Origin of the sequence: Psychrobacter sp. KCTC 72983, from assembly GCF_014280455.1 — a bacterium.
GTDB lineage: Bacteria > Pseudomonadota > Gammaproteobacteria > Pseudomonadales > Moraxellaceae > Psychrobacter > Psychrobacter pacificensis.
The window spans coordinates 752,700-771,168 of sequence record NZ_CP060390.1 but is presented as its reverse complement, the minus strand read 5'-3'; the positions used below and the strand labels follow the sequence as shown (position 1 = coordinate 771,168).

Here is an 18,469-nt window from a genome sequence, read left to right as displayed (position 1 = left end):
TTATTTCTCTTGATTTACTTCTAATACTGAAAGAAGACTGTCTATTTTTTTAATACTCACTTCGTATTCATGATGAACACGCTTTGGAATATCTAAAGTGAGTTGAGACTTATAAAAATCTTTAGTTTGTAGCAAAATACTTTTGGATTCTGGTGAAAACACCGCATTTTCACAGCTAATACAAGCAGATGCCAATACACCAGCACCTTTATCACAAGGTTTAATAGACATACATCCGCCAACTAAAGTAGATCGATAACGAATTTTGCCATTTTTGACTGCTTTCTTAGTACTATTTCTATTATCTAAGAACTTAGGAAGCTTATTCTCTACTTTTCTTTTTTGTAGATTTTTACCAGCTGCACCAGTTAGTGTCACCCTGCTATCTAACAATTCATGCAAATTATCTGACTCTACTCTTGCTTGGGCCTCCTGCCATTCCTTTTGCATAGCTTTGACTTCAGGGCCGTTGCCTAAAATATTTATCGCTCTAGAGTTTGAGTCCGTGTAATAGACTGTCATCATCATGCTTATATGTTTTAGCTGGGATTTAAGAGTAGGATATGAAACATAACCACTAGAAGCAGCATACACGGCTAAGGAGCGTCTAAACTGATGAAAGCCTAAAGGCCAAGGCTTACCTAATTTAATATTATTAGATATTTCATCGCCGTATAAAAATTGACTGACTTCCTTTAAGTCTTGTTCTGAAATTAATAAGTGCTCTGATGACATTATTTTTTGAATGAGGTTGCTATTTAAGGCAGTTGTTGCATAATCAAAATGCGGATGAGGCTTTCCAGATTTCCCATTTTCAATTGAAAAAAACAACGGTAACTTACTCTCATCTTCTGCCACCTGACTCTTATTAGCAGACCAGTTCAAAGCTCCTTGAGTGATAAATTTAGCTGCTTCAAAAGCTTCTTCAACAATTGAACCTGTTACCCATTTTGTAAATCTTGGTACTCCATTACTTTCCAATTTTGTTGTAGTTGACCATACTACAGGTATATTCCCAGTATCGGAATGAATATGTCTTAGCCCGTTGAAAGGGATAGATAGTAATTCATTTTTACGCATACCTGTAAACGCAGCTATAACAAAAGCGCTTTTCATCTGTATTTGACCTAAGCTGATTGTTAAACTTAACCAATTAGCATTCTTGATGATGTTTAAATCTGTTAATTCTGCTAAAATCTTAGTTAGCTTTGTATCTGTCTTCAAAGCAGTTTGCCAATAAAATCTGATTAAGCTTTTTTGTGATTTAGTAAGCTTACTCATAGGTACACTCTGATCTAATCTTAATGCTTCATCTCTTACTTTAGTACGTGCAGAAAAAACATATGAGATCTGCTCAGCGTGCTTATTAAAAACCTGCAAACTTTCAATGGTATCTTTTAGCAGGTTCTGATAAATACGTGAAGGAATGATCATGGTTTGAAGACTTTGAGAAGTCTCAGGGAAAGATTTTCTAGTCTTTCTTAGTTTGCTTGAAAATTCTTTTGAAGGTTGCATGTTACACCAAAAATTACTTTGATTTAAAACAGATGCTGTATCAATAAATCTTTGTATCTTGCCTAAATGCAAACCTATTTGTTTCTCCGTCGAACTATTAGTTACTAGGAAGTCGATTGCACTACTGTCAGTAAATATATTATTAAAGTCAATATTATTGTTTACACAGTAACTAATTAGGAAGGATATAGCGACTATATCACTATTCAATTTTGACATAGAACATCCATTCATCTCACAATTCCAATTGAGAGTAAATACCTTCAAAAACTTAACTGCTGATTTGAATTTTTTGCCGTCGGTATTAATAGATGAGGATAGGTTCCGAATTTTAGTTCTAAAATTAATAGTTCTATGTGAATTGCTAGTAGCACTATAGTCCCAAATATCATCAGAGAATAATGATAAAGCATCTCCACTCTTGGAAAGCGTTACAATCAAACCAGATGATGGGTTTTCGATTAGGTCTTTAGATATTGGTTGTATCTCTTTAACGAGGGGTTCACGCATCATTGTCTTGGTCATAAACTTAAGCTTTTTCTGTTAGATTCTGAGGCTACAGTGAGAAAATTTATATGCTCATCCCAATACTCATTATAAATTTGCATTTTTATTTTTTGTTCAGCATCATCAACGAGTTCAATTACTCTATTATCTTTTCCTTTAAGAATATTGATAATCTCGTCAATTCTAAATAGTGATGGTTCTATAGAGAGAAGATGATATTCAGGATCATCACGAATCATAGAAGACTTTAGTAGAGCCTCCTTCAAACTTAATAGTTTATGTATATCTTCAAAATCTATATGAATTGCAAAAAATTCACAGAACAAACAACTTTCAAATGTAGCACAGGAAGGGTTGGGGGCTTCATTATTAAAGCCCAATGCCTTAACAGGATCATTATCTGATAGGTTAGAACAAGATCCTGCTGGTATTTTCTCCGTATCATAGTTAGTTGAAGTCTTGATAGATATAGTTTGTTCATTAGTTCGATTAGACCTAAGAACTGCGGTAATCATTTTTTCGTGATAATGATTCATCTCTATTGCTTGAGACTCAATATCGATCGAAGTGTAAGATTTAGCTACTGTAGTTAAAGAGTTATTCAACTTCCTAGCTACTAATGACAAATTTCCTTTAGAATGTTTTATGTAGTATTCCGCACATAGGTTTCTAATGTCTCTAGCAGTAACCCTTTTAACCCCTTTAAAAAGTGGAGTATTGTCGTCAATAGAACTGACAGAGCTACGTGCAAAACGCTTTAATTGACGATGTTCTCCAATACGCATAAACAAGTATTCTTGACAGTCTCCAGGAAGATGAAGGTTATCAACCCACTCTCTAAGTTTCAAATACTGTATGAGATAACGTTTTAAGTGAGAAGGAGCGGAAAATTCAATCTGTCTACCTGCTCGATATTTATGTTTTTTAGCAAAAGTTGATAAGCCAAGGTTTTCCAAATTTAAATCAGATATTTTCAAATCAAGTGTGGGTTGTATATTAGCAGCAGTGAAAGAAAGGTAAATGTAATAAAAGCAATATGTACATAGGTTATAAGCATAAATTTTTCTAGAGTCTAAATTCTCATTGATCCATGTATTTCTGTTGTTTATTAATGTGTTTTTATAGAAATCTTTCTTAGTATGCTCACAATTATAATAATTTGATAAAGCATTTTTTACCTCATTAAAGGGTAAGGGTTCACCACTATTGTAGAAGCAATTAGGTAGTTTCTTTATGCCATATTTTCTAGTTGAATCCCAATAATAATCATTACTTGATGATTTTGCTAAAGTAATAGGTATAGGGTAGATTTTATTTAATATGGCGTATGAGAATTCATTAAAGTATGTAATGCAGGTTTGTAAGAAGTTTTTGAAGTCTTCTAATGAGGAGTCTCTTTCTTTACTGTTATGCCCCATATGACGATGCTTGGGAATAATACTAAGTATATCGATATCAGATAAGTTATAAGCGATTTTTATGAAATCTCTTGCAGTATTTAGCTTGTCATAAAGAGTTGTAGTGCTTATAGATTTTGCACCACTTAAACGCGCCTTTTGATAGAGATTAATTTGATAATATTTATAATTAGATGCTAAATCATCTAAAGTAAGAGGCTTAGAGCCTTCAAAATCACAAAAATCAAAAAAATATCTTAAATTATGAAGGTAACCTCGCACCGTTTCATCTCTCAACCCTTTTTGAAGGATTTCCCTAAGGTACCTTCTCAACCATTCTACACGTTCTATAGACAATGTTGATTCATCAACTAGGCCCGTAATATAGCTCTTAGTTTTATCTCGGGAATGACCAGAATCGTTCTCTCTATTGGTATAGCAGACTCTACCAATATCGACTTTAAAGGACACACCATCAGCTCTTGAACCTACAATTACTGTGTATTGAGGATCAACGATATCTTCTATTTGCTTAGTGCTTATCTCAATAAGCTGCCTGTCATTGAAAGAATTAGACATTATATTCGCCCTTATCAAATGTTACGCCGAACGTATCTTGTATATCATTGAATTCTTTTACTTCCGAGTCGAATTTTAGATAGGCCTCAGTGGTTGTTAGGCTTCTATGGTTTAACCTTTGTCTGACATGATCAAATATCTTAGAATCAGGGTATTCCTTAGCTCTAAGGTTTCTTACGATATTCATCCCATAGGTAGCACGCAAATCATGGAATGAAAAATTTTGAAGACTTGGTTCAAATTTTTGAACCTTGGAAATGAATTTTTTTAATTCATTTCTTAAAGATTGGCCGTTTTTAGGTACCATAACGGGCGCTTCAGTGTTCCAAACTGGTTTAGGGTTGTTACGATTACGATCTATAATTTCTCTTTCAGCAGTTAAATAGGGGTTTCCAGTTCGAGTTAAAAACACATAGTTATCGTCAGTATTTGCATAAAAGCTGTTTATATTTTGTCTTCTATGTTCCGCTCTTTCGCAATCTATATATGTTGCTAAATGATCAATTAGGTTACGTGAAAACATTAAGCGGTTTAGTCGCCCACCCTTTGAATCTGTTCTGTATTTATATCCAGTATTTATCACGGCATAATTTGAATCAGCATTTTGTTCTAAGTAGTGGAGAGCAGTTTTGATACAAGCAATAGAGAGAGTGCATACGCTTTGTTGTCTAGCTCCTGTTCCGAGAGCTATTCTTATCATTAGCTCTAACTCTATTGACGCATAGTTTTTATCAAATGCCCTGAAAATAATTTCTTGTTCTTCAGAGCTTAAAGGACGCAGACTGCCTCCATCTCTCAACTTACCTAGTGATGGTAAGGGTTTTCTGCTGCTTCTTAGCTTGAGATCATTTGTAATAACACTAATATTCCTCATTATTCCTACATTATTATGAATAGGTATAGAAACCTTCCTTTCTCTAAAGGGCTTATTCTCTATATCAGACTGAGATACGAATGATTGATGCTGTATATAATTATAGAAATGAGCAACAGAGGACAGAATGTTATTAATGTATTGAGAGCTAAAGTCGTGCTGTTCTATTACAGCCTGTAAAAAAGCTTTGAATTTGCGAGGAACTCTTTGCTGATACTGGGTAGGTAAGTCTAAAAAGTGTTGGTTACTATGTTCTAGGTACTGTAGATAGTATTTTAGGTGGATAGCTCTTGCGGATAACGTTTTCATATTTGAAAGCGCAGGAGTGTCTAGTTGTCCCATGAGATATAGGTTACCTATTTTCCAAGGTAAACCATCTGATTGAATGATAACAGGCATTCTGAAGTGATAATCTGAGTTAGCTAAAGAGCTAAAAGTGTAATCGTAATCATTAGCCTGAGCAGTCTTTGACCAATTTGCATTCTGCAATCTAAACCGTCTTAGATAAATTACTTTTGCATTAGAGTCAAAAAGGTCTTTAAGAGAAGGTTTCATCTCTTTTCTAGTTCACTGAGTTCTTTGGCTTTAAACATAAGCTTTTCTATATATTGAGATAACGAATGGAACTGGTTCTTTGCATCATTTATGGCAAAATTCTTAAGTTCTTTAGGTACCCGGACGTTCATCTGAACCTTCTGATTTGACATGTATTTACCTCTTTAGGGTTTGTTACATAATATGATAGCATTATGCTATCATTGCCGCAAGTTCCTTATGGTAATATTATTTGTTTTAAATTCAATATTCTATTTGGGCTTTAAAATGTCAAAAAATGTGCAGTTTAATTTAAGAATTCCTACTGAATTGAAAGCCCTGATCTCCGATGCCTCAAAAGTTAGTGGACGTTCAATTAATGCCGAGGCACAGTATCGACTAGAAAAATCTTTTGAAGGTCAAGAAGGAAGTTATATCGAAGCTATCGACGATTTAAAGAGTTTTTTTGATGCTCATTTACGTAGCGATCGCTTAAATCTACTATCTGGCAAACTAAATTTCCTCTTGAGTGAAGCTAAGGCAACTGATAGTTTTCATACCCCAAGTATTTCTAGAGTTGCTGAGGCCCTGGGATACAATAGTGTGGGCGTTACTGAGGATTGGTTTGAAGGGCGAAAAGAGCCATCGTTTAACGAATTAGAAAAATTAGCCACATACTTTGGATGCCAAAAGAATTGGCTCGTTCATGATGAAGGAAGGCCTTTCGCAAAAGAAACATTTGAGTTTGGTTATGATATTGAAGAGAATGCTAGAAGCTTATTAAAAGGTAATAATGAAGATGAGGTTAAGTTGGTCTGGTTTGCTCGGAACAATACTGAAAACGGTGAACTAGTTATTATCAAGCATTACGATAGTTGGCATGGTTTGGTTCTAGACTCTCGTGTGCATGTCAGTGACAAAGTAGGTATAGGTGGCTCTGAAGACAGAGCGCTCCTATCCTTAACATTAAAGTATCTTTGTAAGTACCATATCTCAAAGATCAGAGGAGCAATAGTTTCAGAACCAGACTTTAACGAATTAATTTGGGCCAAACAAAATCCGATCAAAGTAATTGATAAGTATCGTCACAATTCTTGGATTGAAGATATTTGGGATAGGTCAATGTATTCAAAGAAAGCTAATAGTTACTGGAAAGGATGGAGTGAGATGTGCATGTCTAATGAACTTTATATTAGTGGACATGAGATTTTATCTAAAATATCTATAAAGTAATTTGAGATAAAATAAGTATGCCATACTAGGGCGTGTCATCAATTAGCATAGATATTTCAGAATAAGCTTGAGCTATGCTGAAGAAACCGTACAACTAAACTTGGTAAACTAAGCACAATTATAGGAGTTTACCATGACCAAGAAATTAAGAACCTACAGTAACGAATTTAAAGCTGAAGCTGTCAAGAAGATAGCAGATAATAATGGCAATATCTCAGCTACTGCAAAGCAGTTAGGTATTGCCATGCAAACGCTATCAAACTGGCATAACAAAGCCAATCAAGGCAAGCTTGTTGGCACAGAGCAATATGATCCTGACCTTATGAGTGCTCTTCAAGAAATAAAGCAGCTCAAGCGTCAGCTCAAAGTGGCTGAAGAGGAGCGCGAGATTCTAAAAAAGGCGACCGCGTACTTCGCGAAAAACAGCCCGTAAAGTACGCTTTTATCAAAGACAATCGTCAGATATTTAGCACCACTACTATGTGCCGTGTATTAAGCGTTAAGCCCTCAAGCTACTACGATTGGCTAAGTCGTGACATCAGCGAACAGCAGGTACACCGCAATCAGTGCGAGCTACTAGTTAAAGCCGCTCACAGTGAAATGAAAGAACGTTATGGCGTAGATCGATTGCATGCTCATCTAAGCAAACAAGGCCACAACATTAGCCTGTATATGGTAAGAAGCATCAAAGAGGAACACGGCATCAAATGCCGTCGTCATAAGCGCTTTAAAGTCACTACTGACTCAAACCACAACAAGCTGGTCTATGACAATGTTTTAGATCAGAGGTTTGACGCTAAGCGTCCTAACGAAGCATGGGTCAGCGACATTACCTATATCTGGACTGCTGAGGGCTGGTTATATTTAGCTGGAGTGAAAGATTTATACACCAAAGAGCTTGTCGGCTACGCTATCAATAAGCGCATGACCGCTGATTTAGTATGCCGTGCACTCAATATGGCCATCAAGAACAAACGACCTACTCAAGGACTGATTGTTCATTCAGATAGAGGTAGCCAATATTGTAGCCATGCGTACCATAAGATTATCGAGCAGCATAAGTTTACAGGCTCAATGAGCGCTAAAGGTAATTGCTTCGACAATGCTCCAATAGAAAGCTTCTGGGGCGTATTAAAGAATGAATTAGTATATCACCAAGACTATAAAACAAGATTTGCAGCGATCAACGATATTATTGGCTATATTGAGCTGTACTACAACCAAACGAGGATTCAAAAGGGCTCGAGCTATAAATCGCCAAGACAGGTGTGGTTTGATTATTATCGTCAGACTGCGTAACTAAAATCTCCCAAGTTTATGTATACGGATTTGACGGCAGGGGTCAGCTATACTTAGATCGTATTTAGGAATTTGAGCTCAATGACTATGACAAGACGACATGCCCTACGTGATGACCAATGGGAGAGAATTAAAGACATTCTACCTGGTAAACCAAGTGACGTTGGTGTTACTGCAAAGGATAACCGCTTGTTCGTAGAAGCGGTTCTGTACCGTTACAAGACCGGCATACCTTGGCGTGACCTACCTGAACGCTTTGGCGACTTCAGAGTGATTCATACTCGTTTTAGTCGCTGGTCAAAAAAAGGCGTATGGAAGCAGGTTTTTAATCAACTCTCTGAACAATCCGATGACGAATATGCCATGCTAGATGCCACGATTGTTAAAGCCCACCAGCACAGTGCTGGAAAAAAAGGGATCAAGCCATTGGACGCAGCAAAGGTGGACTGAAGACTAAAATACATACTCGAACAGATGCATTAGGCAATCCTACTGGCTTTTATCTAACAGGTGGGGCAGCTCATGACCTGTGTGGCTCAGATGAATTGCTTGATGTCAGTATTAGCCAAACGTGGCTTGCCGATAAAGCTTACGATGCTGATGCCCGCGTTATTGAACCGATTAAAGCAGTGCAAGGTAATGCAGTTATACCATCTAAGTGTCATCGGCTGCAGCCAAGAGACTTCGATAAAGAGCTTTATAAAGCGAGGCACCTAATAGAGAACTTCTTTGCCAAGATTAAGCAGTATCGTGCGATTGCCACTCGCTATGATAAGTTAGCCAGTCATTTCCTTAGTGCCATTCACTTAGTTTCTTGTGTCGTTTGGCTTAATTGATGACACGCCCTAAAGAAAATCAATAAATATGGACGTGCAAGGTAGCCATTACTCGTGGTAATGCGCCTTTAGCAATGTTGCTTTATTGTAATGAAAATAAGGGCACTATACTAGCGTTATTGCGAGCAAATACTGATGTAAATAATAAGGTAAGTAGTAATAAATAATGCTAAACCAAGGATTTAGCGTCTATGTTAAAAAGGCTATTTAGTAAGATTGAAAAAGACAACGTCCTATTATCAAAGGACGTTGTCTTTTTAATGGGTAGAAATGATGTGGAATTTATCTACATTTAAACGATTAATTTAGCGCGGTTAAGGTTTGCTCAAACGCTGCGCGCCCGATTTCACCCACTTGCTGATTGACCAATTGCCCGTCTTGATAATACAGCAATGCTGGCGGACCAAATAGTTTATAACGCGCTAAGATTGCTTTTGAATCCGCTGTTGTCTCCGTGATATCAAGTCTGACCAATTGCCAATCTTGCATTTGCGCAGGGCGATTATGAAATAAGTTTTTCTCCATAATCCGGCATGCAATACACCATTCGGCGGTGACATCGACCAGCACTTTAGGATTGGCGGCGACAATGGCATCTAACTCAGCCAGCGTCGTGACCGTCTTATCGGTTGCATTACTGGTGGCTGGTTGACCAGCAGTTGTCTGCAGCACCGGAACCGCAGTTAGGGAGGCAAGCGGATGCAAGCTGTCGTCATTGCCCAATGCGGCGCCGACGATTAAACACGTCGCCCAAATACCAGCGATTAAGCCTAGCGCTTGGGTCAGCATCCGACCTTTGCCTAGCCAGCTCCACGCCCACATCGCCACGACCATAAACCACAGCGCCCAAACCATCAGCATCACAGGCGAGATAAAGACGCGTTCAATTAATAACAATGCCACGGCAAAAAGCAACAAAGCAAAGCCCTGCTTGACCCAGTTCATCCACTCACCCGCTTTTGGCATGATTTTACCTTGGGTCGCGCCGATTAAAATAAGCGGCGCTGATAAACCAAAACCGAGCATAAATAAAGCCGCAAAGCCAAGTAATGGACTTCCAATCGTTGATACAGCAAGCAGCGCCCCAAATAAGGGTGCCGAAACACAAGGCGATACCACGAGCGCCGATAAGAATCCCGCAATTAAACTGCCGCCCGTACTACCAAGCTTGCTATCCCCCGCTTGGCTTAGACCCTGCATTTTACTACTGATAAATCTCGGCAGACGAATGCTAAATACGCCCAACATATAAAGGGCTAATAAGACAAAAACGATGGCAAACCCAATTAAAATAATCGGATTTTGTAGCCAACCGATAATGCCTAACGATTCGCCAAATACCGCAATGACCGCGCCTAAAATACCATAAGCGATGGCAACACCAATAGCGTAGCTGGTCGTTAAAATAACACCGCGTTTTACCGTTGGATTGTCTTCACGCGCGACGATATTGGCAACAATCGGTAGCATCGGTAACACGCATGGCGTCAATGCCAAGACCAACCCTGCCAAGAACAATAACACCAATGCCAACCACGGATGCGAAGCTAAGCCAAAAGGGTCGCTATCAATCGTGTTATCACCAACAACGGTATTGTTTGTTGCAGCAGCATTATTTATGACAGCGTCATTGTTCGCTGCTTCACTTGTGACATTATCGCCTACCACTTCTTCATCGGCTCCAGAGATGGTATTGATTGCACCAAGCTCTGCATCTAACGCTTCGTCATCTAACAATGCATAATCAATCACCTCGTCATCTGGCGTAGTTTGCTCTGTAGCAAGACTATTGGTAACTGTCCCATCTGTAGAGGCTTGCGCAGTTTCTACATTGCTGTTATTGCTCGCAGAAACTGTAGCAGTACTACTTGAACTATTGGCTGCCGATTGTGACGCAGCAGCGATATTGACCGTGGTTTTTATTTTCTCCGGTGGATAGCATAGACCCGCTTTGGCACAGCCTTGCCAACCTATCGTCACGGCGGCATTATTTATCGCCTTGCCATTACTACTACTCAAAATGGTAGTAGCAACCATATTGGCTTGGTCAAATACCAATACTTGCCCAAAGGTTGGATCATCAATGGAGACTGGCTTTTGGCTAAAGGTAAAAGGTGCAGCGCTCACGCCAGCAGGCAACGTTAGCTTAATTTGGTCTTTATAAACATAGTGCTCAGGTGTAATGTCAAAGTTAATCGATAAGCGCGTGCCATTATTGGTCGGTTTGCTGCTACTGCTAACTTGAAACGCTTCATCAACAGGCAAAAATTTCGGTTGGGCAGCACTTTTATTACCAAATAAATCACCCAATCCTGCCGCTTGCGATGCCACTGGCACGGCCGTCAGCCCAGTAGCTCCTAGCCCTGTCAATAATGAGCCCGCGCTGAAAGCGAACGCCAACAGATAAGATTTTTTTGACGGTTTATTTTGCGTTAATGACGGAGACTTTTCTGCGCTCTTAAGGGACATGAAGGGCTACCTATTATTTCCAATATTCGAATTGACCAATTCACTGTCTGTATGGACTTGTCTATTTACAACCCCAGTTCGGGATAAGCCACATTGTAACTCATTGATACTATTTACAATGTCGCTACCTGTCCCTGCTGAGGCATGTTTTTGATGGTGGGTTTATAGGGAAACCAGCAATAAGCAATTAAACCTGACAGCAAGTTTGTGATAAACCCCGTGACACTACGATGGCGTGAGTGTTCGATTCGGCACAAGTTTTTAAGCTCTCCAAACACCGTTTCAACCAAAGAGCGATGATTGAGTAGTGCCTCATCCATAGGCTCAAGTAATTGGGGTTTCATATTACGCCGAAGTTTGGTTATCAACGTGGTATCACTGTGTTTTGTGAGCCACTCGTTTAGGGCTTTACTGATATAGCCTCTATCCCCAAACACCTTGCCAAACACAGGCGTTGCCATATCCTTAACAGGCACTCTGTCATCCGTATTACCCGCAGTGACTTTAACAGATACAAGCTCGCCCTTATGATTGATAATGGCGTGTAGCTTAAAGCCATAGAACCAGCCCATGCGCTTTTGCCTCGGGTTGCAAGTCCCTTAAAGACTTTATGACGGTAGATACGCTTGTTATGACAAACTGCTATCTTGGTTGAATCAATATAGCTGATACCCGTACAGTCGCCCATCATGCTTTGCAAGTAGCTGCACAGTGGTATGATACTGCGCGGCACAAGCTTTATAAATCGCGAGTAGCTCGGCAGATTTGGAAACGCCCGTTTCATCATGCCATGCATATGGTGGTAGTAAAACGCCTTAAACTGTCGATACCGCAGTTGATGAAACAGTACCAAGATGGTCATAATCTCTGCTACACTTATCTGGCATGCTCTTAACCTTTGGTGTCCCGTTGCGATTAAATGAGCGTCAAACTCAGGTTTGAATTGCTGATAAAAGTCGTCAATATGGCAGTATAGTTCGGTTAGGTTGTCCATGTAAGAAGTCCTTGTTGTGAAGTTTGTCTTGGTAAACTTACTTTAGCAACTTTGGACTTCTTTTTTTATCTTTTTTTTGAGCGCTTATCCCGAACTGGGGTTATATTATATACAACATACTACAATATACTATTAAGGGATACAAAATCATGGTGAGCTATGCTGAAGAAACCGTAGAGATAAACTTGGTAAACTAAGCGTATTGACAGGAGTTTACCATGACCAAGAAAGTAAGAACCTACAGTGACGAATTTAAAGCTGAAGCCGTCAAGAAGATAGCGGATAACAACGGCAATATTTCAGCGACCGCAAAGCAACTTGGCATCGCCATGCAAACGCTATCCAACTGGCAGAACAAAGCTAATCAAGGCAAGCTTGTAGGAACAAAGCAGTATGACCCTGAACTTATGAGTGCGCTTGAAGAGGTAAAACGCCTAAAGCGACAGCTTAAAGTTGCCGAAGAGGAACGCGAAATACTAAATGAGGAGGGATAAAGCGAAGCACTGCTTCGCCCCGACGTAAGGGGAGAGCTATGCTCGAGTTGGCGACGGCGTACTTCGCGAGAAACAGTTAGTCAGGTACGCCTTTATCAAAGACAACCAGTTCCTCTTTCGCATCACCACTATGTGCCGTGTGTTAAGGGTTAAGCCATCAAGCTATTACGACTGGCTAAGTCGTGATCTCAGCGAGCAACAGATACATCGCAACCAGTCTGAATTACTGGTTAAAGCGGCTCACAATGAAACGAAAGAACGTTATGGCGCAGATCGACTGCATGCTCATCTAAGCGAGCAAGGCCATAACATTAGCCTGTATATGGTAAGAAGCATCAAAGAGCAACACGGCATTAAATGTCGTAGTCATAAGCGCTTTAAAGTCACCACCGACTCCAATCACAACAAGCTGGTCTATCCAAACGTACTGGATCAGAAGTTTGATGCTAAGCGCCCTAACGAGTCGTGGGTCAGCGACATCACCTATATCTGGACGAATGAGGGTTGGCTGTACTTAGCAGGGGTCAAAGACTTATACACCAAAGAGCTTGTCGGTTACGCTATTAACAAGCGTATGACCGCAGATTTAGTTTGCAAAGCACTAAATATGGCCATCAAGAATAAACGTCCAAGCAAAGGGCTAATCGTTCATTCAGACAGAGGCAGTCAGTATTGCAGTCACGCCTACCACAAGACCATTAAGCAGCATCAATTTATAGGCTCAATGAGCGGCAAAGGCAACTGTTTCGATAACGCTCCGATAGAAAGCTTCTGGGGCACATTAAAGAATGAGCTGGTATATCATCAAGACTATAAAACAAGGTTCACAGCCATCAATGATATTATCAGTTATATCGAGCTGTACTACAATCAGACGAGGATTCAAAAGGGTTTGGGCTATCAATCGCCAAGACAGGTGTGGTTTGATTATTATCGTCAAGCTGCGTAATTAAAATCTCCCAAGTTTATGTATACGGATTTGACGGCAGGGGTCAATAGTTTAAAACTTTTATATTTACGTGCGTTAGGACGTTACCTAGAAAAAATAAAAAACTTACACTGATTAAATTATTATGATTAAGTTTACTATTACCCTCGTCTTCTAAGTGTGGTTAGACCTTTGCCAAAATAGCTTAGTAGTAATAACAAGGTTATTATTATCAAGATAGGATAATTTCCCATAAGCATAAAGGGCGTGTTACCAACCCGTGCCTGTATCTCACCACGTAGTACAGTACGCTCAAACTGCGGTGCGCGTTTTACAATACGACCTTTATGGTTAATGATAGCGGTAACACCAGTATTGGTCGCTCGAATAAACCAGCGCCCGTTCTCAAGCGCGCGCATTTGTACCATTTGCAAATGTTGCAATGGTCCTGCTGAAGTGCCAAACCAGGCATCGTTAGAGACGGTCAACAAAAATTCAGTATCGATGGCATTTTTACGCGTGGTATCTGGATAAGCTACCTCATAACAGATAGCCGTCCCTATATTGTGTCCACGCACCTTTAGAGGTGACTGCTGATCACTACCACGACTATAGTTCTTAATATCCTGACTACCGGCCAAACTTGGGAAAATATCGAGCACGCCTTCAAATGGAATATACTCTCCAAAAGGCACTAGACGCTGCTTCTTGTATAGGCCTTCCGCTTCTACACCTCGAGCAATCACGCTATTGTAAAATGGGGGATACTTATCCGTACTGGCATTGAATGCCGCTTTATCCTTATAAGGGATACCAGTTATCCATGTCGTATTGGTCGCATTAGCCATTTCTATCATTTCACTAATAAAGCCCGCAGCCTCATCCTGAAACATAGGAATAGATGATTCAGGCCACACCACAACATCACGTCCCCACTCAGTGCGTGTTAACTTCGCATAAATCTTTAGCGTTTCTACTTGATACTTAGTCAGCCACTTTATATCTTGTGAAATATTACCTTGAATCAATGACACTGACAGATCAGGTGTGCCCTTAGGTTTTGTCCATTGCGGATTGACCAGCCATAATGATGTGCTAATGGCTAATAACAGTACAGAAACGATGGCATAACTACTGCGCCGAAGCAGTAGCTCTACTAAACTTGCAGCCAATAGTATGGCAACAAAAGAGACGGAAAAAACACCAGCAACGGGTGCTAAGGACGATAACCAATACTCTTCAGTAAATGCATAACCAACAAACAGCCACGGAAAGCCTGTGAATAACCAAGTTTTTAACCATTCTTGTAGCACCCAAAGAGCAGCAAATGAAAAGGGTTGTTTGCCTACCATACGGTTAAAGACTAGTGCTAACAATCCATGAAATAGTCCCATACCGAGACCCATCAATGCAATCATAATCAATGCGAGCCACGTTGGTGTATCGCTATAATCATGGATAGCAGTATAGAGCCAAAAGCCGCCGACGCACCATAGCCCCATACCGTAAGCTTCACCGATAATAAAAGCGCGACGACCACTCATACTTGTCACCAACAGCGCATATAAAATCGCTGGTGATACTATTGCTAGCGGCCAAAACCCATAAGGCGCTAGCGAAAATAAAAAAATAGCTCCTGCAAGCCATGCTGCTACTAGCGTAAGCGATAGCGGTAATTGATTTAAGTGAGTACTCAAACGCTTTTGTAGATTAATAGTAGACAGGCGCATCGCAAATTATCCAAAATTATGAGCCTTGAATTTTTAATCAAAATCCAAAACTTAGATAGAGCCGTTAATACTACAGGCAGTATTTTAAAATAAAAACTGCTTATGATACCAGCCTGCACTGCTCAATGGATGAATTTACGTACTCCGTTTAATGGGTTATTATGCTACATTACCAAACGATATGAAGTGTTACTTGATCTTCTATAGCTCACAATACCTACAGTACATGAGAAAGCACTATGCCCCCCTTAAAAATAAAATCCAGTCTTATATGCAATCGTTATCTGTCTAAGGGGTTGCGTAGTACGTTATTATTACTGGCTGCCTCATCACTATTTGCTTGTAGCCAACCGAGTAGTGGCGTATCTGATGCAAGCACAACATCGGCATCAACTGAAGATGTTTTGGCTGTTCCAAAGACAGCTGAACCAAACGTTATAAATAATTCTATGATGACATCAGTAAGTAAACCAGACTTACTAAAAAACGTATCAGCCACTGTCTATAAAGATGCCAATTGCGGCTGCTGTAAAGAATGGATAAGTCATGCAGAAGATAATGGTCTAAGTGCAACCGCGCAAGATGTTGCGGACTTAGCCGTATTTAAAGAGCGCTACAGCGTTCCAAATGAAATGCGTTCTTGCCATACTGTAGTCACTACGGATGGTTACGTCTTTGAAGGTCATGTACCCGCTAAATATATGGCGCAGTTTTTAGAAAATCCGCCAGTACAAGCTATGGGTCTTGCCGTACCTGGCATGCCTATTGGTAGCCCAGGTATGGAGTATCAAAATAAATTCATGCCCTATCAGGTTATGCAGCTCAATAAAGACGGGACAACCCAAGTTTATGCTGATATTGAATCGGTAGAGCAGCAATTATAGTGTGTTAGCAGTTAAGAATACTTTGATTATAGTGTTAGCGTTAAAAGTAAATGAGGTAGGTATAAGACTGTTCTATTGCTTATAAAATGATTCTTCATCAAAAAATTCATTAGCTATTGCGACTTTAAAATTAAAAATAACTTTGAATTTGTAACTTTTGATGACAATGTAAGCGAATTTATCGGTTATTAACCCTTAAAATAGATAAATGACTAAGGGTTAATACAAGAATATACAGGATGTATCGAAACAATTACGTAATATTACATAAGCTAGTAGGGAATTAGCATCTATATTAATATTATAAATTATTATATTATCTTAATAATTAGTTAGACCCTATATAGGGTAATTACTTCATCCAATAAAAAAACGTCTGAGGGTTAAATCTAAATTATAGATTTAACCCTCAGACGTTTTTTTTGCTTATAAAACAGTAGAAATTGTGGTCAATCTAGTCAGCTATATTCTGTACATGTTACACAAACTTACATTGTAAAATGTGGGATATTAGCAATTTTTTCAACATCAAAAAAGTATTTTTGGGGTTTTTAAGGGTGATGACAGGCTAAACAGCCTATGCTAAAGTCGGCTTTGTGTTTTGGTCAGCAGCTTGATTTGTAACAGCTTCGTAAGACTTCAATGAGCTGTGATCGCCAATAATTATTTTTTATATGAATAATATGCAGCAGAAGTATCAGTCACTATGACGTATATATACTTGTGTTGTTGAGATTTAATTGACTGCGCTGTTGTTGATAACAGACGATTTTGAATTAACCGTAGGTATTAGATTTATGAAACAGGCTTTATTGATTTTGTCAGTACTGGGTATGGGCATAGCACAAACGAGTGGTGCTGCTATCACAATCTCTCAAACAAATAATACCATCACCAATACTTCTGTGGCATCAAACTACGGTTCATCAAAAAACATCTATAGCACCAAAAGTGGTGCTTATGTTTCTAATAATGATGAAATTAGTCAAGCAATTAGCAACCTAAGTGCGCAGGCCAAGCAAAAAGAGAATCAGCTTTCATCATTAAACAGCCGCTTATACGCTGAAAAACAACAGCAGCAAGTCAATAAGGTTCCTGACAGCAATTCAGCCCCCGCTATCGCTGCTGCTCGCGCCTCAAAAGTGGCTTTATCTGGCAGCTCTGGATATTGTGCCCGTTACGTACGTAAAGCACTACAATCAGCTGGTTATGAGTTCACTCCAAATCCTTCAGCCTATCAGTACGCTACTCGTGGCACACTTGAGAAAGCAGGTTTCAGCAAAATCAGTAATGATATGCCAACCCAAGTAGGTGATGTTATTGTCTATGATCGCTCATCAAAGCGCCCGCATGGCCATATCCAAATATTTGATGGCGAAAATTGGATTTCTGATTTCCGTCAGAACAGCATCAGCCCATACAGTGGTGTCTATGCTTATACGACATGGCGCGATTCAAAATACGTGGATGACGCATCCGCATCAGATCGTAATATCCACCTTGCTATGAATGATAAATAAGACTTTCTAAGTCAGCACAACATAGTTGTTATTTCCTCCAACCCAGTAGTGATCTTAATATCATTGCTGGGTTTTTTTGTGCTTAACATCAGGGCGTATTTAACCTTTCATGATTTGATCCGTCAGAAATGAACACTACTGATATCATTACTCATGACAGGAGTTATCGACAAGCGCGTTTAAAATGCCACATGATGACGCTGGTGCACTACTTGCACATTTCTGGCGCAAAACGGTCAAGTGATGCTTTAAGTGCATCAGTTCTTCCATTCGTATTTCCACAGCATGAATGTGCTCATCTAGCAAGTTATTCACATCGCCGCAGTCCTTGTCAGGCGACTCCCAGTATTCAAGTAAGATTCGCACATCATCTAAAGCCATATCGAGCGTACGGCAATGTAGGATAAATTGTAGACGCTCAATGTGCTCTTCATTATATAAACGATAATTCCCTTCGCTACGAAAAGGCTCGGGTAATAAGTGCTCCTTTTCGTAATAGCGAATGGTTTCTACTGTGGCACCTGTGCGTTTAGCGAGCTCACCAATTTTGATTGTCATAACAACCTCTATGATTTAAATAATTAAAGTGGCTGTAAAGACTAGCGCTAGAGAAATTAAAATTACGAAACTGTAGATAAATAACCTTGACTCTAAAGCCACTAGAGGGTTCATAATA

General features: G+C 39.5%; 10 protein-coding genes and 3 pseudogenes. 6 read left to right on the top strand and 7 right to left on the bottom strand.

Features of this window, described 5'->3' with window-relative positions:
* From PSBA01_RS03215 to PSBA01_RS03205, 3 genes are read right to left on the bottom strand one after another with little or no spacing between them, the layout of a single operon-like run.
* The gene (locus PSBA01_RS03215; protein WP_057758731.1) at positions 1 to 2,040 is read right to left on the bottom strand and encodes a hypothetical protein; all 2,040 of its coding nucleotides are present in this window, start codon (positions 2,038 to 2,040) and stop codon (positions 1 to 3) included.
* On the bottom strand, positions 2,037 to 3,998 hold the full coding sequence (locus PSBA01_RS03210) for a hypothetical protein (protein ID WP_057758733.1): 1,962 nt from the start codon (positions 3,996 to 3,998) through the stop codon (positions 2,037 to 2,039). Before PSBA01_RS03210 ends, PSBA01_RS03215 begins: the two co-directional genes overlap by 4 nt.
* A complete protein-coding gene (locus tag PSBA01_RS03205; RefSeq protein WP_057758735.1) occupies positions 3,991 to 5,427 on the bottom strand; it encodes a tyrosine-type recombinase/integrase in 1,437 nt (478 codons plus the stop codon). The genes PSBA01_RS03210 and PSBA01_RS03205 overlap by 8 nt, the downstream gene beginning before the upstream one ends.
* Positions 5,428 to 5,694: 267 nt before the next feature.
* Between PSBA01_RS03205 and PSBA01_RS03200 the strand changes: the two genes are divergently transcribed.
* The 3 genes and pseudogenes from PSBA01_RS03200 to PSBA01_RS03190 all read left to right on the top strand — a co-directional run bounded on the left by PSBA01_RS03200 (position 5,695) and on the right by PSBA01_RS03190 (position 8,774).
* The gene (locus PSBA01_RS03200) at positions 5,695 to 6,639 is read left to right on the top strand and encodes an Arc family DNA-binding protein (RefSeq protein WP_057758737.1); all 945 of its coding nucleotides are present in this window, start codon (positions 5,695 to 5,697) and stop codon (positions 6,637 to 6,639) included.
* A gap of 133 nt (positions 6,640 to 6,772) precedes the next feature.
* Positions 6,773 to 7,938 (top strand): IS3 family transposase gene (locus tag PSBA01_RS03195; protein ID WP_186474055.1). Its coding sequence is split into 2 segments (ribosomal slippage): positions 6,773 to 7,031 and positions 7,031 to 7,938, totalling 1,167 coding nucleotides; the frame shifts between segments, so codons are not numbered across the junction.
* A gap of 87 nt (positions 7,939 to 8,025) precedes the next feature.
* Positions 8,026 to 8,774 (top strand): annotated as a pseudogene (locus tag PSBA01_RS03190) (IS5 family transposase).
* 300 nt (positions 8,775 to 9,074) lie between these two features.
* Here the strand turns inward: PSBA01_RS03190 and PSBA01_RS03185 are convergent.
* The gene (locus PSBA01_RS03185; RefSeq protein ID WP_077447475.1) at positions 9,075 to 11,243 is read right to left on the bottom strand and encodes a protein-disulfide reductase DsbD domain-containing protein; all 2,169 of its coding nucleotides are present in this window, start codon (positions 11,241 to 11,243) and stop codon (positions 9,075 to 9,077) included.
* Between the two features lie 113 nt (positions 11,244 to 11,356).
* Positions 11,357 to 12,237, bottom strand: a pseudogene (locus PSBA01_RS03180) (IS982 family transposase).
* A gap of 218 nt (positions 12,238 to 12,455) precedes the next feature.
* On the opposite strand from PSBA01_RS03180, the pseudogene PSBA01_RS03175 reads away from it, so the two are divergent.
* Positions 12,456 to 13,680 (top strand): annotated as a pseudogene (locus PSBA01_RS03175) (IS3 family transposase).
* A 140-nt stretch (positions 13,681 to 13,820) separates the two neighbouring features.
* On the opposite strand, the gene lnt reads toward PSBA01_RS03175, so the two are convergent.
* On the bottom strand, positions 13,821 to 15,389 hold the full coding sequence (lnt, locus tag PSBA01_RS03170; RefSeq protein ID WP_077449698.1) for an apolipoprotein N-acyltransferase: 1,569 nt from the start codon (positions 15,387 to 15,389) through the stop codon (positions 13,821 to 13,823).
* Positions 15,390 to 15,628: 239 nt separating this feature from the next.
* Between lnt and PSBA01_RS03165 the strand changes: the two genes are divergently transcribed.
* Positions 15,629 to 16,273, top strand: coding sequence for a DUF411 domain-containing protein (locus PSBA01_RS03165; protein WP_007394850.1), 645 nt, complete (start codon positions 15,629 to 15,631; stop codon positions 16,271 to 16,273).
* A 797-nt stretch (positions 16,274 to 17,070) separates the two neighbouring features.
* Positions 17,071 to 17,793, top strand: coding sequence for a CHAP domain-containing protein (locus tag PSBA01_RS03160; protein WP_186475027.1), 723 nt, complete (start codon positions 17,071 to 17,073; stop codon positions 17,791 to 17,793).
* 147 nt (positions 17,794 to 17,940) lie between these two features.
* On the opposite strand, the gene cadR is transcribed toward PSBA01_RS03160, so the two are convergent.
* Positions 17,941 to 18,351, bottom strand: coding sequence for a Cd(II)/Pb(II)-responsive transcriptional regulator (cadR, locus tag PSBA01_RS03155; RefSeq protein WP_025643920.1), 411 nt, complete (start codon positions 18,349 to 18,351; stop codon positions 17,941 to 17,943).
* Between the last annotated feature and the right edge of the window lie 118 nt (positions 18,352 to 18,469).